The organism is Marinobacter suaedae (assembly GCF_030519635.1).
GTDB lineage: Bacteria > Pseudomonadota > Gammaproteobacteria > Pseudomonadales > Oleiphilaceae > Marinobacter > Marinobacter suaedae.
In genome coordinates this window covers 1,044,632-1,067,087 of record NZ_JAUMIS010000002.1, presented here as the reverse complement: position 1 = coordinate 1,067,087, position 22,456 = coordinate 1,044,632, and the positions used below count along the sequence as shown (strand labels likewise).

Genomic DNA, 22,456 nt, shown 5'->3' with positions numbered 1-22,456 from the left:
GATGGGTTATGATCGCTTATCGAAGCGACGTTTCCGTAAATTGGGATGCAAGTCAGTTGGTATAAGGAGGTAGACGTTGGCTGGAAAAAATGTTGTTTGGCACCATCATAAAGTCGGTCGCGCGGATCGGTCTTTAAACAAAAGCCAAAAACCTTGCTTACTCTGGTTCACGGGCCTGAGTGGATCGGGTAAATCGACGGTTGCCAACGCTCTGGATGTGGCGCTGCATGAGCGGGGCTACCATACCTTTTTGCTGGACGGGGATAACGTCCGGCATGGTCTTTGTAAGGATCTGGGTTTTTCCGACACGGATCGGGTGGAAAACATTCGTCGTATCGGAGAGGTCAGCAAGCTCTTTGCAGATGCAGGGCTGATTGTACTCAGCGCCTTTATCTCGCCTTTCGCCAGTGACCGTCGCCTGGTTCGAAACCTGTTTCCGGCCGGTGAGTTCATTGAGGTGTTCATGGATACGCCGCTGGAAACATGTGAAGAACGGGATCCGAAGGGGCTTTACCGGAAGGCCCGCTCTGGCGAGATCAAAAGTTTCACCGGGATAGACTCCCCTTACGAAGCTCCAGCCCGACCTGATATCCGGTTGGATTCCTCGACCATGTCGGTTGATGACTGTGTCGAGACACTGATCGAATACCTACTGGGACGCGGACTGATCTCCCCTAAGGACTGACTCCATGGAGTGGCAGGGCATACTCACGCTGATCACCCTGTTCTCGGTGTTATCGGCGCTTGCAGTGACGCGTGTTTCGGCCGATTTGATTCTGATGGTAGCGCTGGCCTTCCTGCTGATCACCGGGATTCTCGGGCCCGCCGATGCGTTGGCCGGCTTTGGTAATCCGGGAGTGATAACCATTGCCACGCTGTACATCGTTGCCGCCGGGCTAAAGGAAACCGGGGCAGTGCAATGGATCGCACGGCTGATGCTGGGGCACCCGAAAACCGAAAGGGGGGCCCAATTGCGAATGGTCGCCCCGACCGGACTGCTAAGCGGTTTTATGAATAACACTGCCGTGGTGGCCATGTTCATTCCTGCCATCCAGGACTGGGCTCAGCGCCTCGGGATTCCTGCCTCTAAATTGCTGCTTCCCCTGAGCTATGCGGCCATATTGGGCGGTACCTGTACGCTTATAGGGACCAGTACGAATCTGGTTGTCGATGGCATGTTGCAGAGTCAGATCGGTATCCATCTGGGGCTGTTTGAACTGGCCTGGGTGGGCGTTCCGCTCCTGCTGGTGGGAGGCGCCTTTCTGGTTTTCTTTGCCTCCCGCTTATTGCCCGATCGTGGTGGTGTTTCCGAAGAACTGGATCAGGTTCGGGAATACGGGGTAGAGGTCGAAGTCATGAGCCCGGGGCCGCTGGTTGGCAAGACCATCGCCGAGGCTGGTCTGCGAGCGCTGAATTACGGTTATCTGACCGAAATTGACCGCGACGGGCGCTTGATTACGGCGGTGGAACCGGACCGGATGCTCCAGGCCGGCGACCGGCTCTACTTTGTCGGGGCACCGGAATGCGCCAGCGAATTGCGCCGGATTCAGGGGTTGAAGCCCGCCAGTGGCAATGTCCACAAGCTCGATGTAGCCAATCACCAGCGTTGCCTGGTGGAAGTGGTTCTGGGGCCCGAATTCCCGGCACTTAACAGGACCATTCGCGATAGTCGGTTCCGGACTCGTTTCAATGCCGTCATTCTCTCGGTATCCCGAGAGGGAAAGCGCGTCTCGGGTAAGTTGGGTGACATTACTTTCCGCATGGGGGATACCTTGCTGCTGGAAGCCAGTCATCAGTTCGTGGAACAGTACCGGTTTCGCCGGGACTTCCTGCTGGTCAGCGCATTGAATGACTCAACGCCCCCGGATTTTCATAAGGCGCCGCGTGCGATTGGCATCCTTGGAATAATGGTTGCAGCCAGTGCATCTGGTCTTCTTACGATCATGGAGGCCGCGTTTGTGGCCGCTGGTCTGATGATCGCGTCTGGGTGCATCACTGCCAGTCGGGCCAGGCGAAGTGTGGATCTGCCGGTGTTGGTCGTCATTGCGTCTTCGTTTGCGCTTGGGAATGCGATGTCCCAAACAGGAGCTGCACAGGTGATTGCCAGCAGCCTGTTAGGTTTAGGCGTTTTGACACCGTGGATAGCCTTGGCTCTGGTGTACTTTATGACGGTGGTATTCACCGAGGTCATTACCAATAACGCTGCGGCTGTCCTGATGTTTCCGATAGCGCATGCCGTTTCTGAGCAGCTTGGAGTGAATTTTCTACCCTACGCAATTGCCGTGATGTTTGCGGCGTCCGCGTCCTTCCTCACACCGCTGGGTTATCAGACCAATTTGATGGTTTACGGGCCAGGGCGGTATCGGTTCGGGGATTACATCCGGGTCGGCTTGCCTCTCGCAGCATTAACCGCTTCGGTGGTCTTGTTTCTGGTCCCGATGGTTTGGAGCTTCTAAAGACCGCCCTGGCAAAAGGCACTGAGGACCCGCTTTACACATCGTTCCCCGCCGCCACGCCCGATGCCCAGGCCCACTGGAAGTTGTGTCCGCCCAGATGGCCGGTGACGTCTAATACTTCACCAATGAAGTAGAGGTTGGGGCGCTCAAGCGTCGCCATGGTCTTTGATGAGAGCTGGCGGGTGTCGATGCCTCCGAGGGTGACTTCTGCGGTGCGATAGCCTTCGGTGCCAGCGGGCTTGATAGTCCAGTGCCTGAGGGTATCAGCGATTTGTTCGAGGTCGCTGTTTTTGTAGCCTTGCAGTGGGCCGCTCCAACCCTGAAGATCGTTGTAGGCTTGGGCAAATCGCTTGGGCAGGTACTGGGAGAGATAGTTGGCGAGGGTACTTCGCGGCTTGTCTCGCCGCAGGCCGATCAGGTCGTCAAATACATTCTGCGCTGGCAACAGATTAATGGCCAGTTCATCGCCGGGCTGCCAGAAACTGGAAATCTGCAACATAGATGGGCCACTCAGGCCACGGTGGGTGACCAGCATGGGTTCACGGAAATGCTGGTGATTGCAGCTGGCTTCCACCGGGCAACTGATGCCGGACAGGGGCGAGAGTTGTTCTTTGAGCTCGGGGTGTAATGTAAAGGGCACAAGGCCCGCCCGGGTGGCCAATACCCTCAATCCAAACTGCTCGGCAATGCGATATCCAAAACCGGTGGCGCCCATGGTGGGAATGGAAAGCCCGCCGGAGGCAATGACCAGTGACTCGCAGGAAAGGGTGCCGGAACTGGTGGACAGCCGGTAGCCACCGTCGGTTTCTGCAACAGCCGATACCGTGGTTCGCATTCGGATTTCGGCACCCGCCCAATCGCATTCGGTTTTCAGTACATTCAGGATGTCTTTCGCGCTGTCCTTGCAGAACAGTTGCCCGGGTGCCTTCTCCACATACTCCACGCCGTGACGATCGACCAGTTCCACGAAATGCTGTGGTGTGTAGCGCTTGAGCGCCGAAATGCAGAAGTGCGGGTTGTCGGACAGGAAGTTGGCTGGGGTGCTGTTCAGGTTGGTGAAGTTACACCGGCCGCCGCCGGACATCAGGATTTTCTTGCCGGGCTTGTTGGCGTGGTCGATCACCAGCACCCGACGGCCACGGTAACCGGCGGTAGCTGCACACATGAGACCCGCCGCACCTGCGCCGATGATGATGACATCAAAGTGACTTGAGGGAATGGTTTTGGCTGAGTCGGTCATAGAGGCTGGCGTGCTTGGATTGGCCGGGCAGTATACAGCCCGGGCCATTAATTTTCAGCGCTGCTAGACCGACAGTGTTACCTGTCCTTCCATGTAGAACGCGGCTTGTCCGGCAATGCCCACACGTTCGCCTCTTAATTCGCATTTCAGCACACCGCCCCGGGCCGACAACTGATGAGCCAGCAGCTTGCTGCGTCCCAGCTTCTCCGCCCAGAAGGGGGTGAGCACACTGTGGATGGAGCCGGTGACCGGATCTTCGTCGATGCCAACGGCGGGCACAAAGTAACGGGAGACGAAGTCAGAAACGTCGCCTGGCGCGCTGATGATGACGCCCTGATTGCCTAGCCGCTTCAGGAGACGCAGGTCCGGATTGGCATTGCGCACGGCGGCTTCGTTTTCCACCACCACCAGATAGTTGGTGTCGTTGGGTACGAACAGCACTTTGTCGCCGGCTTCGGGCATGGCATCGCGCAGCAGGGCCGGCGTCGGGCGTTCTTCGAAGGCCAGGTTGGGAAAGTCCAGTTCGAGCCAGCCATCGTCCTGAAGACTCACACCCAGCGGGCCACTTTTGGACCGAAAGCTGACCTGCTGACGGGGGAAGTCCAGCTTGTTGAACAGTACCCAGGCGGTGGCCAGGGTGGCATGGCCACAGAGCAGCACCTCGGCACCCGGGGTAAACCAGCGGATGTGAAAATCCTGCTCGGCGCCTTCTGGCTCCGGAACAATGAACGCGGTTTCCGCCAGGTTGTTTTCCTGCGCCAGCTTCTGCATCACCTCATCCGGCAACCATTCGGTCAGCGGCATGACCGCTGCAGGGTTGCCACCGAAGACCTCACTGGTGAACGCATCCACCTGATAGATAGGGTAAGTGCTCATGGGTGTTCCTCCGTTGTTCCTTGCTGGCGGATGAGTTGCGGGGCCATTGACTGAGATGCCGCCGAGACGTTGCGTTCGGTAAAAAGGGCGAGTTCCAGAGTACTGTAGAGATGGTACTCCGGCAGTGCACCCCTGTATCGCAAAATCCAGTGGAAGGGGTCGGCCATCAGCACCTCAAAGCCAAAGCGTTCCAGCTGTTCGAGGTTACCGGTGATGGCCGCCCAGCTTCCGTGAGTCTGCTCGTCGGACAGCTTGCCCGAGGTCAGGCCAAGAATGTCCTTGCGGGATCCGGTCTGACCGGTACCCGGGCTGCTTGCGAATAGATTGTTGGTGCTCATGGTCGGGATTCCTTCTCCGTGTAGGGTGACACCATTGTCTCGCCGCCGGGCAAACCAGTACAGATTCAGCTAGTATGAAATTGAACCGGTACAGATGGTTGTATTTTGTATCTGTGCTGCAGTGAATCCCGGGTAACTGTACTGCATGGTTGGGCCGGGCTTCTGGCAGGATGTCGTTATGGGAATGCTATACAACCACGTTGCCGACCAGCTTCAGACTCTGATTCACGAGGGCGTTTATCGTGAAGGCGAGCGGCTGCCCGGTGTTCGGGTTCTGAGCCGTCAGTTCAGTGTCAGTGTGTCTACCATTTTGCAGGCTCATCAGACGCTGGAAGGGAGAGGCTATCTGGAGGCCCGTGAACGCAGCGGCTACTTTGTGCGTCTACCGCGGCTGGATACGCCAGAGCCGACGATGGAGCTGACACGGGCCGAACCGGTACCCGCCACCGCCCGAGAAATGGCGCTGGAGCTTTGTTCGGACGAGAGGACCCAGACCGTGCCCCTGGCGGCCGCAATTCCCCATTCCGATTTTCTCCCGGTCAGGCAGATCCAGCAGGCGACCCTTTGGGCTGCGCGGCCCGGCACCGAAGTTCTGGACTATGCCTTTCCCGGCAAAGCCGAGTTCCGCCGCCAGATCGCCCAGCGCATGAATGGTCTGGGCTGTTTGTGCACCGCCGAAGACGTGCTGACCACCAACGGCGCCCAGGAAGCCATGATCCTTGGCCTGCGCTCGGTGACGTCGCCGGGGGATATCGTGGCGATCGAGTCACCGTCTTTCCCCGGCATTCTGCAGGCACTTGAGGTGGTTGGCCTGCAGGTGATCGAAATTCCCTCCCATCCCACCGATGGCCTGAGTCTCGAAGGCCTGCAGCTGGCGCTGGAGCAGTGGCCGGTCAGGGCCTGTATCGTGGTCACCAACCACAGTAACCCGATGGGGGCGAAATTGAGTGACGAACGCAAGCAGGCACTGGTCTCCCTGCTGGATGCGGCGGGCGCTCCGCTGATCGAAGATGACATATACGGCGACCTGTATTTTGGTGACCAGCGACCGAAGCCCGCCAAGGCCTTCGATCGCACCGGTAACGTGATTTACTGCAGTTCGTTTTCCAAGACCATCTCGCCGGGGCTGCGTCTGGGCTGGATGCTCCCGGGGCGACATTACCCGCAGGCGAAGCAACAGAAGTACTTCAGTAATCTGGCGACCGCGAGCCTGCCGCAACTGGCGGTGTCACGCTTCCTGGAACAGGGCGGTTACGAGCGCTATCTGCGGGTTGCCCGCCAACAGTATCGGGACGCCGTAGAACGCATGCGGGTGGCGGTTGGCCATGCCTTCCCGGAGGGTACGGCGGTCAGCCGACCGCAGGGTGGCTTTGTACTCTGGGTCCAGTTACCCGGAAATGTGTCCGGTACGCGCCTGTATCACAAGGCCCTGGACGAGGGCATCAATATCGCACCCGGTCGGATGTTCTCAATCAGCGACAAGTACGAGAACTACCTGCGTTTGAATGCCGCCAACCCCTGGTCGGAACGGGTGGAGTTCGCCGTCCGCCGCCTGGGTGCTATAGCGAACGAACTGCTGGCGGATTCATAGCCGCAGACTTGGAGTGCACCCACGCCCGGGCCAACTCACTGTCAATTTGGGCCGTTCACTGGTTAACTTGTATACAGCTGGGTGTGGCTGCTCTAACTTGAGCAGCTGCACATGGACTTCTGTGAATAACCAGAACAAGGACAGGAGAGAATCATGACCGTCAGCTACACCCCCGAGGATGTGTCTGTACAGCCACGGCACATGCACTTTGATGTGTCCCAGGACCTGAAAACCTGGTGGCACGGTAACGATGCCTTTCGCACCGCGTTCTTTAACGCCCTTTCATTACAGTTTCCGGACGGCGAGCAGCAGTTCATCAACGCGGTGCGTCAGTACCGTGATCAGGTTGACGATCCGAAACTGAAAGAAGAAATCCGGGGGTTCATCGGGCAGGAGGGGCTGCACAGCCGCGAGCACCGCCACTATAACGAAGCACTGAAAGCCCGTGGCTATAAAATTGATGCTCTGGACGCGCGGTTTCACAAGCATATGCAGTGGGTGAGAAGTCTGCCCAGGGACCGCCAACTGGCCGGCACTTGCGCCGCTGAGCACTACACCGCAGTAATGGCTAACGCCATCCTGCGCAACCGTGAGTGGATGGCCGACGCGACACCACAGATGCAACAGCTCTGGCGCTGGCACGCGATCGAGGAGACAGAACACAAATCCGTGGCCTTTGATGTGTACCGGCATTGTGTCGGCGACGAGCGGCTGCGGCGCATCGTCTTTTTGTTCGTCACCTATCACTTCTTCAAATACACCCTTATCAATACCTGCAGCCTGCTAAAAACCGACGGCAAGCTCTGGAGCCTCAGAACCTGGCTGGGCGGGCTCAACTTCCTTTGGGGGTGGCCTGGAGTAATGCGCAGGTGCCTGCCGGATTTTCTCGCCTATTTGCGCAAGGACTTTCATCCCTGGCAACAGGATAACCGCGATCTTCTGAGCGAGAATCTGGCTGAACTTGAGGTGCCTCAGGCGTCGATAACGACAGCTGGTTAATTTTGCATCAGTTGGCATTTGTGTTTTACGAGCGTTGTCAAAAGTTGCACTTTTGGCTATTGGTTGGAACTTAAAATAACGATAACAGTGCGACCGGCCAGGGCGCCGAGGCGAAACCCGCGACCAAACCCCGACGTTTCGATGTGGCCGTCGAGAAGGTGATGAATTACGCCATTGGCCGTATTGAGGCCGGACTCTTGACTCCTTACGTCTGCCTTTCCTGTGGCCTGTCCTGGGCCGAAATTGAAGATCTGCCGGGACTGGATCGTCTCCGTGAAACCTGCGAGAAGAATGGCGTTGAGCTCCTGCTTCCCCAGATGGGGATCACCAGTAGTGTCTATATTGGCCCTGGCAGCCTCTGCCTCGCACTGGGCGCGGAATTCCACTCGTTTAACGACTTTCAGTAACCCTCGATTGCCGCGGAGCTCTTCCAGCGCGCCCGGGCCTCCAAATCTGGCTGCTCATGGTGTGACGCCCTATGATAAAAATTACTGCAAAGTTGGGCAGGATGTATGTGAATGGAAAAGGCGAGTGGGGGCAAATGACGGGCTTTCGTGGGCATCGGTTACTTCGTAATATCACGTTGGCGCTAGGCATCAGCTTAGGGCTGTCACTCACCTCCATAATGTCTACCTGCGGATGGTTTAGCAGCGGAGTCAGTTACGCTCAAATGGCCCTTAGCCCGGACCAGCCAGAAGGCGTAAGCCCGATTCAGGAAACGGGTATTCCTGAAAATGCCAATATGACCTTGGGCCGTTATGAGCGCGTAAACATTCCGGATGGGCATGCGGTTATCCATGTGTCCGACAGCAAGGGACTGAAGAACGCGTTCAGGCAAGTTGCTGACAACGGAGGACATGGGGCCATCATCCTGGAGGATGGTCAGTATCGTCTGGAGACGACGGTCTACATAAACCATCCAAACGTCATGCTTCTTTCAAAATCCAACGATCCGGAAAAGGTCATCATCCGTGGAAGTGGCATGCAACCTGGCAATCGGGTGAAAAACCTCTTGCAAATCAACAGTTCTGGCTTTGTTCTCGAAGGAATTACGCTGCAACAGGCGGGCAACCACCTGGTTCAGCTTGCAGCAGAGAAAAACGCCGACGTTCCAACGTTCAGAAACTGCATCATCGAAGACGGCTACGAACAGCTTTTAAAGGTGAGCTTCGATAAAAAAAATCACCCGAGAACCCTCTCAGATAATGGCCTGGTGGAATATTGCGTATTTCGATATACCGCAGGCATCGGGCCCAATTACTACATTGGCGGTATTGATGCCCACGGCATCCGGGGATGGGTTATTCGACATAATGTTTTTCAGAATATTGCCAGCCCCGCGGATCGAATTGCGGAACATGCCGTTCATATCTGGAATAACACTTCGAACAATACTGTTGAGAACAACGTCTTCATCGATAATGATCGAGCCATTGGTTTTGGCATGCGCATGAAAAACCGGCACCCCAATATCATTTACAGCAACTTCGGGGGCAAGATTGTTAACAACCTTATCTATCATACTGACCGCGGGAATCCGTTTTCAGACGCCGGAATCATTCTGGAAGATAGCCCTTACACCCTCATCAAGGATAACTGGATTTATTTGGAGCACCGCTATCCCCGGGCGATTGAGTATCGGTTTCCCGAGACCCGTCAGGTCAGGGTGACAGGCAATCAGACCAACAAGCGCATTGCTTCTCGCAACGGTGGCCATGGCGAACTGGCGAGGAACACTGAGTCCCTTGAACGGAATGCCTTCATGTTGGAGCTGGAAGATCGCCTTGAATCGCTGAACTTGACTGGCTTTTGATGCACGGGCGTTAGGAGTAGCAAGGCGGCAGGGTCTGCCGTTCACAACTTGGCCGCACCGCAACCGGAATCAGCTCCTGAGGCAAATCGGTGCGTTGTGGCTTCGTGTTAGCCTGTCCGGTATCTCATCAAGCCCTACTATCGTTCAGGACATCGAATTATGACGACTGTTGTCACCGATCTGGCGAATGCCCTCCTTGAGCAGCACGTAAAACACGAACTGGCTCAGTTCAAAGGTGCAAAGCTTCACAAATTCCTGGAGCGCGAGGTGGCGGCACTCTATGCCTACACGGACCGGGTAACACTGAACCGTCTCAGTTCACCGGACCAGATTCTGAGCGTGATTCGTCGTCTGGTGGTCGAAATGGAGCTGGATGGCGGTATTCCTGAGATAGCCGGGGACATGGCGACGGAAGTGCTGAACGCTCCGGTGCAGTCACAGACACCTCTGCGGGAAATCCTCAGCCGCGATCAGGTGGCAGAGTTCGTGGAGGAGGCTCTGGAGCTCAAGCATCATCGTAAACGCATGATCAGTGGCATTATGTCACATCCGGTCTACCAGGAGTTGGTGGCCAACGTCGTGTATCAGGGGCTGGTGAGTTACCTCTACGAGGACAACCTGATCACCAAGTCGGTTCCCGGCGTCGGCTCGATGATGAAGTTGGGTAAAAAGATGGCCAACAAGGCGGTACCGGGGCTGGACGAAAGCTTCGAGCGCCGTATCAAGGCCTGGCTATCCGATAGCCTGCCGGGGCTGATCAACCGGAGTGAAGCCTTCCTTAATCGGGCGCTGACCGATGAGGAGCTGAGGGATACGGTGATGGCGGCATGGATTGGCGTTGAAGACCTGAGTATCCAGGAATTGAACGAAGGACTTGGTGACATCCAGTTGCAGGAGTTCGTCGTGCTGGGTTACGAATTCTGGCTCAGTTTCCGTGAGACTCCCTATTTTGAGGCGTGCTGCGAGGCTGTTGTGAACCGCCTGTTCGAGCAATATGGCGACCGACCAGTCAGCGAGCTCCTGCGGGATGTTGGTGTGTCGGAAACCATGGTTATGGCCGAAGTAGAGGCTCTGGTTATTCCCTTTGTGGACGTGCTCCGGGAGGAAGGTTATCTTGAGGAAGCGGTGCGGCGCCGGCTGTCGTCTTTCTATCGGTCGGCGGCGGTGAAAAAAATCCTCGAACCGGAAGCCTGAGCTGAGAACGCAAGAGGCTTTCACTGACTTTTCAGGTGTGTCATGCCATCCGGCGAGCTTTTCTGGGCCTTTCTTGTCGCTATCACACTGCTAACCATCACCCCCGGCGTCGACACGTTGCTGGTGATTCGCAACACCGGTCGGACCGATTTGAAGGCCGGGATGGTGACCAGTCTGGGTATCTGCAGTGGCCTGTTTCTGCATGCGGCCCTCTCGGCGGTCGGCATTTCCCTGATTCTGGTTCAGACCGCCTGGGCGTTCACTCTGTTGAAATGGGCCGGTGCTTGCTATCTGATCTGGCTCGGGATAGCGAGTCTGCGTCAGGCGAGCCGCCGAGGACGACCCCATGAGCCCAGGGGCGATAAAACCCGGGAAGCGCCCGACCGTTGGCGGGATTTCCGGGAGGGCTTGCTTTCCAACCTGTTTAACCCGAAAGCCGCGCTTTTTTATATGGCGCTGTTGCCTCAGTTTGTAGATCCTGAAGGGCCGGTGCTGTTCCAGTCGCTGCTATTGGCCGGGGTCCATTTCGTCCTCGCCATGCTCTGGCAGTGTGCTGTGGCCGTTGCGGTGTCCCGGTCGCGGCGCTGGGCAATACCACCCTGGGTTGGCCGGATGATGCACGGAATTACCGGTGGTATCTTTGTCGGCATTGGCGCCAAAGTGGCTATGACCCAGGCCTGAGCAAACGCAAAACGGCCAGATGACAGGAGCTTTGGAGATCTCCCGCATGGAACAGGGAACCGGTTTCCATCAGCAAGACACGGATACGGTCTTTCGCGCACTGACAACGGGCCGGGCCGGGCTGAGTCAGGCTGAGGCCAGGGAGCGCCTTGCGCGTTTCGGGTCGAATCGTCTGCCTGAAGCGCGCCGCCAAAGCCCCCTCATTCGTTTCCTGCGCCAGTTTCATAACATACTTATCTACGTGCTGCTGGCGGCGGCCTCTATCACCCTGTTACTCGGGCACGGGCTCGATACCGCGGTCATTCTGGCGGTAGTCCTGTTGAACGCCGTGGTTGGCTACGTCCAGGAGGGCAAGGCTGCGCGAGCGATTGCGGCTATCCGGCATATGCTGGCGCCCCAGGCGTCAGTTTTGCGGGACGGCAAGCGGTTGTCCATTGCCGGCGACGATGTGGTGCCCGGAGACGTGGTGTTGCTTGATGCCGGGGACCGTGTGCCGGCGGACCTTCGCCTGTTCAAGGTACACGGCCTGCAGATTCAGGAGGCCATCCTGACCGGTGAATCGGTGGCGGTCAGCAAACAGACCAGTCCGGTCTCAGCTGAAACCCTGGTGGCCGAGCGGGACTGCATGGCGTTCAGCGGAACCACGGTGACCGGCGGACAGGGTGCGGGGGTGGTGGTTGCCACGGGCCAACAGACCGAAGTCGGGCGCATCAGTGGCATGCTGACCGAGGTAGATACCCTCCGTACCCCCCTGATAGAGCAGATGTCCGTGCTCGCTCGCTGGCTGACCCTGCTGATCGGTGTCGTGGCCGGCCTGATCCTGCTGTATGGGTATTTTGTGCTGCAGCAGCCTTTTGCCGACGTGTTCATGGCCGTGGTGGGGTTGTCGGTGGCGGCGATTCCCGAGGGCTTGCCCGCGGTGCTCACCATTACCCTGGCAGTAGGGGTTCAAACCATGGCGCGCCGACACGCCATCGTGCGTCGGCTGCCTGCCATTGAAACCGTGGGATCGGTCTCGGTGATCTGCACCGACAAAACCGGCACCCTCACACGCAATGAAATGAGCGTTATCAGTGTGGTGGCTGGTGCCCGGTCATACACTGTGGAAGATTCAGGCTACGCCCCCTTCGGCTGCGTTTGGCTGGACGGTGAAACGCTCGACCCTGAACAGGTGCCTCTGCCACTTAAAACCCTGGTGCGCAGTGCTGTCCTCTGCAACGACGCCGAACTGTCCAGGCAGGGCCAAGCGTGGGAGGTGCAGGGGGATCCGATGGAGGGCGCGTTGCTGGCGCTGGCCGGTAAATTAGATGAAACACCCGCAGAGCTCCGGCGCGCGTGGCCCCGGACTGACGTAATCCCCTTTGATACCGCCAATCGTTTCATGGCCACACTGAATCATGACCATCAGGGGCATGGCATGATTTTTGTTAAAGGGGCTCCCGAGACGGTTCTGGCTCTCTGCGCGAACCACCAGGGGAAGGATGGCCGCCCGGTTCCGTTGGACACGGCATTCTGGCAGCGGCGCGCAGAAGAGATCGCCTCCCGGGGGCAGCGGGTGCTGGCGTTTGCGTGTCGCGAAGTTCCGGACAACAAAACCGTGGTGAATCTTGAGGATGTCCGGCACGAATTGCTGTTTGTCGGTATTGTCGGCCTGATGGATCCGCCGAGGGAAGAGGCGATCAACGCCGTTGCCGAGTGCCAGGCTGCCGGTATCCGCGTCAAAATGATCACCGGTGACCACGCCAGTACGGCCTCAGCTATCGGTGCCCTGATCGGCCTGGCCAATCACGACGGCACCCTGACCGGGGCTGAGCTGGATAAGCTGAACGACGATGAGCTGGCGGTGGCTGCCCGGCAAGTCAGTGTTTTTGCACGCACCAGTCCCGAGCACAAATTACGGCTGGTGAAGGCCCTGCAGTCAGAGGGTATGACCGTGGCTATGACCGGCGACGGCGTTAACGATGCCCCGGCGCTTCGGCGCGCGGATATTGGCATCGCTATGGGGTGCAAGGGTACAGAGGCGGCCAAGGAAGTGTCGGATCTGGTGTTGGCGGACGACAACTTTGCCTCCATCGTGGCGGCAGTCCGGGAAGGGCGGACGGTGCGCGACAATATCCGCAAGGTGATCGCCTGGACTCTGCCAACCAGCAGCGGCGAGGCCTTTGCCATTATCGTGGCGCTGCTGGTTGGCGTGGCGCTGCCGGTAACACCGGTGCAGATTCTGTGGATCAACTTCATCACTACCGTGTCCCTCGGGTTGGCACTGGCCTTTGAACCCACCAGTAATAACACCATGCAACGCAAACCGCGCCCCCGCACCGACCCTCTGATCGATGCCAGTGTGCTGTGGCACATCATTCTTGTCTCTTTGCTTTTCCTGTGCGGCGTGTTCGGTATTTTCACCTTTGCCATCGAATCCGGTTACACGCTGGAGCTGGCGCGAACCATGGCCATGAACACGCTGGTGGCGATGGAAATTTTCTATCTGTTTTTCATTCGAACCATGGATGTCCGCTCCCCGAGCTGGACTATGCTGCAGGGGACACCGGTGGTGTGGCTGGCGGTGTTCGGTGTTTTGATCGGCCAGTGTGTGATTACCTACTGGCCGGGGGCGCAGGCAGTGTTCAGTACACGGGCAATGTCGGTCATGGATCTGGCGCTGGTATTGCTGGTGGGCGTGGCGCTGCTGTTATTGCTGGAGATTGAGAAGCAGGTCCGGATGCGGGTTGGCCGATCGGATTTGCAGTAAACTGGCTGCATCTTGCTTTTAACTCCTAAAATCCCACATCCCCACAGGTCTCAATAGCATGACAAAGAAACCGCCGGAGGAGAGACGGACGCGAATGCTGGCAGCCCTGAGCGGCGGATGGGTGGCGGATGCTGCCGGCCTGGGGTTGCACTGGCTCTACAGCAGCGAGCGTATCCTGGACGTGGCCGGTCAGCGCCCGGAGTTCCTTTCACCTCGAGTGGACTATTTCGATGGGGTGTTTGGCTTCTTCGCTCATGAAGGCAAGAAGCCGGGTGATATGAGCCACTATGGTGCTGCCACAAAAGTACTCACCGACAGTCTTCTGGCCAACGACGGCCAGCTCAATGTCCGGGATTACCAGCGACGTTTTGTGAACTATTTCGGCCCGGGCGGCGGGTGGCAGGGCTTTATCGATAACCCCACCCGGTGGACACTCATCAACCTTGCCGCCAATGAACAGAAAGCCATTGAGGAGGCTTTCGCGTCTATCGACACCGACCTGACGGACAAACAAAAGCGCGTGCTGGTGCAGAAGGTGATGCCCTACGTCCGGCGGCTCAGCGGCGTTGCACTGGCGGCCCCTGTTCGGGAGGCAATCAACCTGACCTACAAGGAATCCGGGATTCAGGATGCCGGCGTGTTCCTCGCTCAAACCATTGACCGAAAACTGTCGCCGGAGAGTGGTGCGGACGATACTCAGCTGCCCGCCGTTTCCAAGCTTCCACCGCTGGTTGCTTGCTATGCCGGAAAACAAGATTTGATGGCGCAGGTGGACGCGGCAGTGCGGGTCACCAACAACAGCGATGAGGCCGTTGCCTGGGCGCACTGCACGGCCCGCCTTCTGGAAGGGCTGTTTCTGGGGCAGGCTCTGGCGGAAGCCATGGACGCCGCGGCAGAACTGGCTCCGGATGCAGCGAGTTTGGCACATGCACGAACCAGCGCACCGCTCGATGCGATAAACGCCGGAGATACTTTCGGTCGCACTTGTTATCTGGACGAGGCCATGCCGGTCAGCTTTCACATCATCAGCCAGGCTCAATCCTTTGCCGAGGCCGTCCGTGCCAACATTCACTGCGGTGGCGATTCGTGCGGACGGGCTTGGCTCATCGGGCCTGCCATGGCGGCCATCCACGGAGTCGGGGGCGAGCGGGGCATACCGCTGAGCTGGTTGTCACGGGTTACGGGTGCCGCCGACCTCTATGGCGATCTGGAAGCGTTGATCCCTGGCGAACGTTAAATCCAGCGGCGCACTTCGGACCGGTACTGGTCGTAGGAAGCGCCAAAGTTTTCGTGCATAAACCGCTCCTCGGGCGCAATCTGAAAGCGGTTCATGTAGACAATGAACGCAGGAAGCAGCAGCAGCGCAAGGACGCTGCCCAGGTACAGTCCCCAGGCAATCAGTACAAGAAGAAAACCAAGGTACATCGGGTTCCGTGAGTGTCGGTACACGCCGCCCACCACCAGGCTTGCGGATTGCTCCGGGACTCGCGGATCGACGGTCGTCCCCGCGGCTCTGAACTCAAGGACGCCCAGCAGGGCAACACCAACCCCTGCGACGGCAATGCCAATTGCCCACCCTGCCGTGCCGGGTAGGGAGAAAGCCAGGCTTGGGCTGACTCGGGCAATGGCCCACATCCCGACGGCGACGATGATCACCAGCACGACGGGCGGTATTTTAAGCTCGGGTGGTCCCAGGTTGGCTTGATCAGAATCCATAGGGCAACAGCTTCCTGTTATTGGCCAGGGTTTCTACTCCGCAGAGTCTCATAGATTTTGTACACTGCGGCCAGTTCCATCTCCGCGGGGCCAAAATCCTCCCTGTCGACTTGCTCGAATCTGCTCATTTGTTCCGCCGTTACATGACTGTGTACCCAGTTTTCCAGAGCCTTTAACAGGGCTCTCTCATCCGGCCCCCCCATGCTGGGCCAGTGGACGTAGGGAACCAGTTCGGGATTTCGAATGAAATAAAGAGGGGCGGTTGCCCAATCCTTGTCTGCATTGCCCCGAATGCCAAAATGAAAGCCTTGACCATCATTGCGCTGAAACGAGGCTGATATCGAGCTCCCGTCCGGGCCGAACCGCGCGGAGCTGAGAGACATAGGCGCTTCCAGATCAGGCAGTGAGGTTATGTAGTGCTGGAAGCCAATGCCAGCGAGCAACAGCACGATGAGTGTTGCCAGTGCTACCGATTTTCCCATGGTTCTCTCCCAATGCCTGGCCGAATCATACCGGGATTTTCCCCTTTGCCTATACTGCGATTAACCATGGCCGATGCTCCGGGCCGGATTTCAAGTCTGCTAACGATACCGAGCGATTTCTATGAATTACGAGCAAAAGTCCGAGGAGATAGACAACAAGCTCCGGCGTGTAACCGATCCGTTCGGTAATCTGATGGTGGATCTGTTTCATTACATCGCTTTGTTTGCCATTGGCGGCGCCATTTTCTGGTCTGCCGTGATGGCCTTTATTGACATGGCCTCCAAGGGCGGAGCCTCGATCTCCGATATTCTGCTGCTGTTTATCTACCTCGAACTGGGCGCCATGGTCGGCATTTACTTTAAAACGAACCACATGCCGACCCGCTTTCTGATTTACGTAGGCATTACCGCCTTGACCCGAATGCTGATTGGCGACATACAGGCTCACCACCACGACCCCGGCATAGAGCTCCTGTACATCACCGGTTCCATCCTGTTGCTGGCATTGGCCAATCTCGCGGTACGATACGGTTCTCACCGTTATCCGTCGCCGCCGATCCCCAAACCGGGTTCGAGCGTTACCAACGAATAATACGGAGGGATAACCGGTTGGTTCGTACAAAATGCCTTCGAAGCGCCTGCAATAAAAAAGGGAAGCAGAAGCTTCCCTTTTTCATGTGCCGCATCTGGTGCGAACTCATCGCTCCAGATGCTGAAGCTTGTTCGGCTTGCCGTCCCACTCTTCAGCGTCGGGCAGAGGGTCTTTCTTCTCGGTGATGTTCGGCCACTTGCCGGCGAGATCGGCGTTGATCTCCACGAACTGGACCTGATCGGCGGGCAGTTCGTCTTCAGAGAAAATGGCTTCTGCCGGGCACTCGGGCTCACAAAGGGCGCAGTCGATGCACTCGTCCGGGTCAATCACCAGAAAGTTCGGGCCTTCGTAGAAACAGTCTACAGGGCACACTTCTACACAGTCGGTGTACTTACACTTGATGCAGTTATCAGTAACGATAAACGCCATAATCAGATCCCTGGTCCAGTGGTCTATCTCATCGGGAGCTTGAAAACAGGCTCCAAGGTTATGTTTTTCTGCGCGACATTGTAGGGAGCGGCTTCGAGGGCCGCAAGCGCCCGGCCGGCATATGTTTATGCCAGACCTGAAAACTGTGTGGCGTCCCTCTATTTGCCCAGCAGTTCTTTCAGCTCGTAGAGCCGGTTGAGCGCTTCCCTGGGTGTCAGTCCATCCACATCCACGCTCTTCAGTGCTTCCTCAACGGCGCTCGGCTCCAGCGAGGCGAACATATCGCCCTGGAAGGAGGGCTCGGACGCTGTGGGCTGCTTGGCCTCTGCCTTGGGCGCCGGCTGCGCCACTGGTGCCTCGCCACCGGCCGGAACGGTGCTGCTCTCAAGGTGCGTTAGCTGATTCTTGGCGTTGCGGATCACGTCCTGGGGCACACCGGCCAGTTTGGCTACCTGAAGCCCGTAGCTCTGGCTGGCAGGGCCATCGTGCACGTTGTGCAGGAAGACGATGTTGTCGTCATGCTCGGTGGCGGTCAGGTGTACGTTCACCGCGTGCTCCAGATCCTCGGCCAACTGGGTCAGTTCAAAGTAATGGGTGGCGAACAGGGTATAGCAGCGGATGTTCTTCGCCAGGTGCTCGGCGGTTGCCCACGCCAGTGACAGGCCATCGAAGGTGCTGGTTCCCCGGCCCACCTCGTCCATCAGCACAAGGCTGTGCTCGGTGGCGTTGTGCAGGATGTTGGCGGTTTCGGTCATCTCCACCATGAAGGTGGAGCGGCCGCCCGCGATGTCATCTGAAGAGCCCATGCGGGTGAAAATGCGATCCACCGGGCCCAGCACGGCCCGGTTAGCGGGTACGAAACTGCCGGTATACGCCAGCAGGGCAATCAACGCGGCCTGACGCATGTAGGTAGACTTACCGCCCATGTTCGGGCCGGTGATCACCAGCATGCGGCGTTTGGTGTCCATCAGCAGGTTGTTGGGCACAAACGGCTCGTCCAGCAGTTGCTCAACCACCGGGTGACGACCTTCTTCAATATCGAAACCGGGGGATTCGCTGAACTCCGGCGCGGTGAAGCGCAGGCTGGTGGCCCGCTCGGCAAAGTTGGCCAGCACGTCCAGCTCGGACAGAGCCTGGGCGGCGTCCTGCAGGGGCGCCAGTTCGGCGGCCACGGTTTCCAACACTTCGCCGTAAAGCGCTTTTTCCCGTGCCAGCGCCCGGCTCTTGGCGCTCAGGGCCTTATCTTCGAATTCTTTCAGTTCCGGGGTGATGAAGCGTTCGGCATTCTTGAGGGTCTGCCGGCGGATGTAATCAGCTGGCGCCTGATCGGACTGCGCCCGGCTGATCTCGATGTAGTAACCGTGCACCCGGTTGTAGCCCACCTTCAGGGTGCTGATACCGGTACGCTCCCGCTCACGGGTTTCCACGTCCAGCAGATACTGGCCCGCGTTTTCGCTGATGTTGCGGAGTTCATCCAGCTCTTCGTCGAAGCCTTCGCGGATGACACCGCCGTCCCGGATCACCACCGGCGGATTGTCGATCACCGCCCGCTCCAGCAAATCCGCCAATTGCGGGTATTCGCTGATGATTGTCGCCAGCTTGACGATGTGGTGGGAGTTCACCGGCTTGAGGGTTTCCTGCAGGTCCGGAAGCACCTGGAACGCGTCGCGCAGACGGGCCAGGTCCCGCGGACGGGCGGAGCGCAGGGCCACACGGGAGAGAACTCGCTCGATGTCGCCAACGGCTTTCAGGTGATCGTGCACGGGCTCGTAATGGAAACCATCCAGTAGGGCAGAAACGGCCTGCTGCCTTTGCTTTACGGTGTCCACATCCCGCAGCGGGCGGTTCAGCCAGCGCTTGAGTTCCCGGCCGCCCATGGCCGTGGCCGTGCGGTCCATAACCCAGGCCAGGGTGTACTGGTGCCCGCCCATCAGGTTGGTATCGATTTCCAGATTACGACGGCTGGCGGCATCGAGGATGACGGCTTCATCCCGGCGTTCCCGGGTCAGTTTCCGGATGTGGGGCAGGGCGGTGCGCTGGGTTTCCTTGGCGTATTGAAGCAGGCAGCCGGCCGCGGAAATGGCGAGGTTGAGATCCTCGCAGCCGAACCCGGTCAGGTCTCGAACCTGCAGTTGCGAGGTAATCACCCGTCGAGCGGTGTCGGCTTCGAACAGCCACGGGCCCTGGCGACGGATGCCGGTGAAGCCCTCGAGGATTTCCTCGTAAGGGAAGTCTTCGCTGATCAGGATTTCGGCCGGGCGCAGGCGCTGCAATTCACCTTGCAGGGCCTCCAGGTTTTCCAGCTCGGAAACGGAAAAACGGCCGCTGGAGATATCCAGTGAGGCAAAGCCAAACTGTTCCCGGTGGCTGTAAATCGCCACCAGAAGGTTGTCACGCCGGTCTTCCAGGAAGGCGTCGTCACTCAGGGTGCCCGGTGTCACGACGCGCACGACCTGGCGCTCGACAGGCCCTTTGCTGGTGGCCGGGTCACCAATCTGTTCTGCGACGGCAATGGATACGCCGGCGCGCACCAGGCGGGCGATGTAGCCCTCGGCGGCATGGAACGGAATGCCGGCCATGGGTACCGGATTGCCTCCTGACTGGCCCCGCGCCGTCAGCGTAATATCCAATAGCTCCGCGGCTTTCTTGGCATCGTCATAGAACAGCTCGTAGAAGTCCCCCATGCGGTAGAACACCATTTCGTTTGGGTGTTCGCCCTTGATTTTGAGGTATTGCCGCATCATCGGCGTGTGCTGGGACAGGTCGGTTTGAGCTGCTGACATGGAGGCTTCCGGATTGACTGCTTTGGATGAGGTGGGCAATTGTAAGAAAATAACCGCCGGGATGAAATGAGGAGAGTGTCATGGTGGCCAGCGATCAGGAATTGAGTCAGGCGGCCGCAAGGCTGGGGGAGCTGCTGGAGTCGCAAGCTCAAACCATCGTTACCGCTGAAAGCTGCACCGGCGGCTGGGTGGCAAAGGCCCTGACTGACCGGGCCGGCTCATCCGCCTACGTACTGGGTGGGCTGGTCACCTACAGCAATGAGGCCAAGCACGACTGGCTGAAGGTCACCAGCGAATCGTTGAACAAGCATGGTGCTGTCAGTGAAGCCGTGGTTCGGGAAATGGTGGCCGGGGCGCTGGCGGCATCCGGTGCCAATGTGGCGGTGGCCATCAGTGGTGTGGCAGGGCCCGGCGGAGGAAGTCCGGACAAGCCCGTAGGGACAGTATGGTTCGCCTGGGGGTCTAATGCGGATTCCACACAGGCCGTGTTGAAACAGTTCCAGGGCGACCGCGATCAGGTGCGCCGGCAGGCGGTGCTCTTTGCGCTGCGGCAGGTGCATGACTATCTGCAGGAAGCCTGAATACCGCGCTTGAAAAAGACGTTCACAGGAAGACACGCAAAGGGGGTTGGTCTCTTTTTCGGGTTGTGTTTTAATACTGTGCAAATATACAGGAAAGCGCTGTATCTGCTGTACAGCTTCCCAATCATTCGATTGAGCTACCGGTTGGGCCAGGTAACGGGTAGCAACGCCAACAGAGGGTTTTGCACTGATGGAAGATAACCGCAAGAAAGCACTTAGCGCAGCACTGGGCCAGATCGAGCGTCAGTTCGGTAAGGGCGCCGTGATGAAAATGGGTGATCAGCCCCGTGAAGCCATTCCTGCGGTTTCCACCGGGTCCCTCGGGCTGGACGTTGCACTGGGTATTGGTGGCCTGCCATACGGTCGTATCGTCGAGATCTATGGTCCGGAGAGTTCCGGTAAAACCACACTGACCCTGCAGGTGATCGCTGAAGCCCAGAAGCAGGGCAAGACCTGTGCCTTCGTAGACGCCGAGCACGCTCTGGATCCGGTCTACGCTGAAAAGCTGGGCGTGAATGTGGACGACCTGCTGGTTTCCCAGCCGGACACCGGTGAACAGGCGCTGGAAATCGCCGATATGCTGGTTCGCTCCAATGCGGTAGACGTGATCATCGTTGACTCCGTGGCGGCCCTGACGCCGAAGGCGGAAATTGAAGGCGAAATGGGCGACAGCCACGTGGGTCTGCAGGCCCGTTTGATGTCCCAGGCGCTGCGTAAGCTGACCAGCAACGTGAAGAACGCCAACTGCCTGATGGTCTTCATCAACCAGATCCGCATGAAGATTGGTGTGATGTTCGGCTCACCCGAAACCACCACCGGTGGTAACGCGCTGAAGTTCTACTCCTCCGTCCGTCTGGACATCCGTCGCATTGGTGCGGTCAAGGATGGCGACGAAGTGGTGGGTAACGAAACCCGTGTGAAAGTCGTTAAGAACAAGGTGTCTCCGCCTTTCCGTCAGGCCGAGTTCCAGATCATGTACGGCAAGGGCATCTACCACATGGCCGAGGTTCTGGACATGGGCGTGAAGGAAGGGTTTGTGGACAAATCCGGTGCCTGGTACTCCTACAACGGTGACAAGATCGGCCAGGGCAAGGCGAACGCCTGCAAGTTCCTGGAAGAGAACATGGACCTGGCTACCGAGATTGAAGCCAAGGTGCGCGACAAGTTGATGCCGAAGCCTGAGAGCAAGAAAAACGCGGCTGAAACGGCTGAACCGGCTGAAGCGAACGGCGAACTGCTGTAAGTCCTGTTTCGAACCCTGCGCCTTTCTCCTGTCCTTTGGGGCGATTGCGCAGGGTTCAAACCCTATCCCCCGCTTGTGTTGACCTCCCCCTCTTATCCTCTGAGTAATGAGTGCATTAGTTTATCTAATGCAACGGCCTAATAATCGTCGTTTTACGCCCGGCTGAACCGTTTCTATGCTGAAGGTTCAGAACCCAGGGGAGTCAATGTTATGTCCGTCCATCAAGCTGCTATCCACTGGCAACGTGCTGACCACGAATCCGAGTCCGGCACATACTCCCGGAATCACAGTGTCACCTTGAGTGGCGGCCAGCAGCTCAATGTTTCGGCCTCTCCTGAATTCAAGGGAGACCCTGAATGTGCCGATCCTGAGCAAATGCTGATCAGCGCTGTATCCAGTTGTCACATGTTGTTCTTCCTGGCCATCGCCGACTTTCAGGGCTATCAGGTGGAGTCCTATGAGGACGATCCAAAAGGCTACCTGGAAAACCTGGAAACGAAGGGCAAGGCGGTGACCCGTATCGAGCTGTCGCCGCGAATCACCTTCGGCGGCGACAAGATGCCTGACCAGAAGGCGCTGGAGAGAATGCACACCAGCGCCCACAGCAACTGTTTTATTCGCAACTCGATCAAGGCAGACGTGACAATCAACTATCTTTAGAACAGCTATCCTTAATCAGGATTTGTGAACGGG

21 protein-coding genes are annotated in these 22,456 nt (G+C 58.0%); 14 read left to right on the top strand and 7 right to left on the bottom strand.

Annotated elements, in window-relative coordinates:
* The first annotated feature begins 76 nt into the window (after positions 1-76).
* Together cysC and QVZ43_RS13685 are read left to right on the top strand one after the other, a co-directional pair.
* The gene (gene cysC / locus QVZ43_RS13690; RefSeq protein WP_223793017.1) at positions 77-685 is read left to right on the top strand and encodes an adenylyl-sulfate kinase; all 609 of its coding nucleotides are present in this window, start codon (positions 77-79) and stop codon (positions 683-685) included.
* Positions 686-689: 4 nt separating this feature from the next.
* Positions 690-2,456: an SLC13 family permease gene (locus QVZ43_RS13685; RefSeq protein ID WP_302910373.1), complete on the top strand. Its 1,767-nt coding sequence runs from the start codon at positions 690-692 to the stop codon at positions 2,454-2,456.
* A gap of 34 nt (positions 2,457-2,490) precedes the next feature.
* On the opposite strand, the gene QVZ43_RS13680 is transcribed toward QVZ43_RS13685, so the two are convergent.
* The 3 genes from QVZ43_RS13680 to QVZ43_RS13670 form a co-directional block, all read right to left on the bottom strand.
* Positions 2,491-3,696, bottom strand: a complete 1,206-nt coding sequence (locus tag QVZ43_RS13680; protein ID WP_302910372.1) for a BaiN/RdsA family NAD(P)/FAD-dependent oxidoreductase — start codon at positions 3,694-3,696, stop codon at positions 2,491-2,493.
* A 63-nt stretch (positions 3,697-3,759) separates the two neighbouring features.
* The gene (locus tag QVZ43_RS13675; protein ID WP_302910371.1) at positions 3,760-4,572 is read right to left on the bottom strand and encodes a PhzF family phenazine biosynthesis protein; all 813 of its coding nucleotides are present in this window, start codon (positions 4,570-4,572) and stop codon (positions 3,760-3,762) included.
* On the bottom strand, positions 4,569-4,910 hold the full coding sequence (locus QVZ43_RS13670) for a hypothetical protein (protein WP_302910370.1): 342 nt from the start codon (positions 4,908-4,910) through the stop codon (positions 4,569-4,571). Before QVZ43_RS13670 ends, QVZ43_RS13675 begins: the two co-directional genes overlap by 4 nt.
* Positions 4,911-5,088: 178 nt before the next feature.
* Here QVZ43_RS13670 and QVZ43_RS13665 point away from each other — a divergent pair, with 178 nt between their 5' ends.
* The 8 genes from QVZ43_RS13665 (at position 5,089) to QVZ43_RS13630 (ending at position 15,174) form a co-directional block, all read left to right on the top strand.
* Positions 5,089-6,501, top strand: a complete 1,413-nt coding sequence (locus QVZ43_RS13665) for an aminotransferase-like domain-containing protein (protein ID WP_302910369.1) — start codon at positions 5,089-5,091, stop codon at positions 6,499-6,501.
* A 153-nt stretch (positions 6,502-6,654) separates the two neighbouring features.
* Positions 6,655-7,500, top strand: coding sequence for a metal-dependent hydrolase (locus QVZ43_RS13660; RefSeq protein ID WP_302910368.1), 846 nt, complete (start codon positions 6,655-6,657; stop codon positions 7,498-7,500).
* Positions 7,501-7,661: 161 nt separating this feature from the next.
* Positions 7,662-7,907 (top strand): hypothetical protein, encoded by a 246-nt coding sequence (locus QVZ43_RS13655; protein ID WP_223793024.1) that lies wholly within the window; start codon positions 7,662-7,664, stop codon positions 7,905-7,907.
* A 71-nt stretch (positions 7,908-7,978) separates the two neighbouring features.
* Complete coding sequence (locus QVZ43_RS13650) at positions 7,979-9,313, top strand: right-handed parallel beta-helix repeat-containing protein (RefSeq protein ID WP_302910367.1); 1,335 nt, start codon at positions 7,979-7,981, stop codon at positions 9,311-9,313.
* Between the two features lie 159 nt (positions 9,314-9,472).
* Entirely contained in the window at positions 9,473-10,507 is a 1,035-nt protein-coding gene (locus tag QVZ43_RS13645) for a hypothetical protein (protein ID WP_302910366.1), read from the top strand.
* Between the two features lie 42 nt (positions 10,508-10,549).
* Positions 10,550-11,188, top strand: a complete 639-nt coding sequence (locus QVZ43_RS13640; protein ID WP_302910365.1) for a LysE family translocator — start codon at positions 10,550-10,552, stop codon at positions 11,186-11,188.
* A 46-nt stretch (positions 11,189-11,234) separates the two neighbouring features.
* Entirely contained in the window at positions 11,235-13,937 is a 2,703-nt protein-coding gene (locus QVZ43_RS13635) for an HAD-IC family P-type ATPase (protein ID WP_302910364.1), read from the top strand.
* Positions 13,938-13,995: 58 nt separating this feature from the next.
* The gene (locus QVZ43_RS13630) at positions 13,996-15,174 is read left to right on the top strand and encodes an ADP-ribosylglycohydrolase family protein (protein WP_302910363.1); all 1,179 of its coding nucleotides are present in this window, start codon (positions 13,996-13,998) and stop codon (positions 15,172-15,174) included.
* On the opposite strand, the gene QVZ43_RS13625 is transcribed toward QVZ43_RS13630, so the two are convergent.
* Both QVZ43_RS13625 and QVZ43_RS13620 read right to left on the bottom strand, forming a co-directional pair.
* Positions 15,171-15,653 carry a methyltransferase family protein gene (locus QVZ43_RS13625; RefSeq protein WP_302910362.1) on the bottom strand — a complete coding sequence of 161 codons (483 nt, stop codon included), beginning with the start codon at positions 15,651-15,653 and terminating at the stop codon, positions 15,171-15,173. The two genes, QVZ43_RS13630 and QVZ43_RS13625, sit on opposite strands and share 4 nt — an antisense overlap.
* Positions 15,654-15,670: 17 nt before the next feature.
* Positions 15,671-16,135, bottom strand: coding sequence for a hypothetical protein (locus tag QVZ43_RS13620; RefSeq protein ID WP_302910361.1), 465 nt, complete (start codon positions 16,133-16,135; stop codon positions 15,671-15,673).
* 121 nt (positions 16,136-16,256) lie between these two features.
* Here QVZ43_RS13620 and QVZ43_RS13615 point away from each other — a divergent pair, with 121 nt between their 5' ends.
* Positions 16,257-16,727, top strand: coding sequence for a phosphate-starvation-inducible protein PsiE (locus QVZ43_RS13615; RefSeq protein WP_302910360.1), 471 nt, complete (start codon positions 16,257-16,259; stop codon positions 16,725-16,727).
* Between the two features lie 105 nt (positions 16,728-16,832).
* Here QVZ43_RS13615 and fdxA read toward each other — a convergent pair whose 3' ends face one another.
* Together fdxA and mutS are read right to left on the bottom strand one after the other, a co-directional pair.
* Complete coding sequence (fdxA, locus tag QVZ43_RS13610; protein WP_223793032.1) at positions 16,833-17,156, bottom strand: ferredoxin FdxA; 324 nt, start codon at positions 17,154-17,156, stop codon at positions 16,833-16,835.
* A 158-nt stretch (positions 17,157-17,314) separates the two neighbouring features.
* Positions 17,315-19,939, bottom strand: coding sequence for a DNA mismatch repair protein MutS (gene mutS, locus QVZ43_RS13605; RefSeq protein ID WP_302910359.1), 2,625 nt, complete (start codon positions 19,937-19,939; stop codon positions 17,315-17,317).
* Between the two features lie 80 nt (positions 19,940-20,019).
* Here mutS and pncC point away from each other — a divergent pair, with 80 nt between their 5' ends.
* The 3 genes from pncC (at position 20,020) to QVZ43_RS13590 (ending at position 22,423) form a co-directional block, all read left to right on the top strand.
* Positions 20,020-20,520 carry a nicotinamide-nucleotide amidase gene (gene pncC / locus QVZ43_RS13600; protein WP_302910358.1) on the top strand — a complete coding sequence of 167 codons (501 nt, stop codon included), beginning with the start codon at positions 20,020-20,022 and terminating at the stop codon, positions 20,518-20,520.
* A gap of 190 nt (positions 20,521-20,710) precedes the next feature.
* On the top strand, positions 20,711-21,763 hold the full coding sequence (recA, locus tag QVZ43_RS13595) for a recombinase RecA (protein ID WP_223793035.1): 1,053 nt from the start codon (positions 20,711-20,713) through the stop codon (positions 21,761-21,763).
* 210 nt (positions 21,764-21,973) lie between these two features.
* Positions 21,974-22,423, top strand: coding sequence for an OsmC family protein (locus QVZ43_RS13590; RefSeq protein WP_223793036.1), 450 nt, complete (start codon positions 21,974-21,976; stop codon positions 22,421-22,423).
* Positions 22,424-22,456 lie beyond the last annotated feature (33 nt).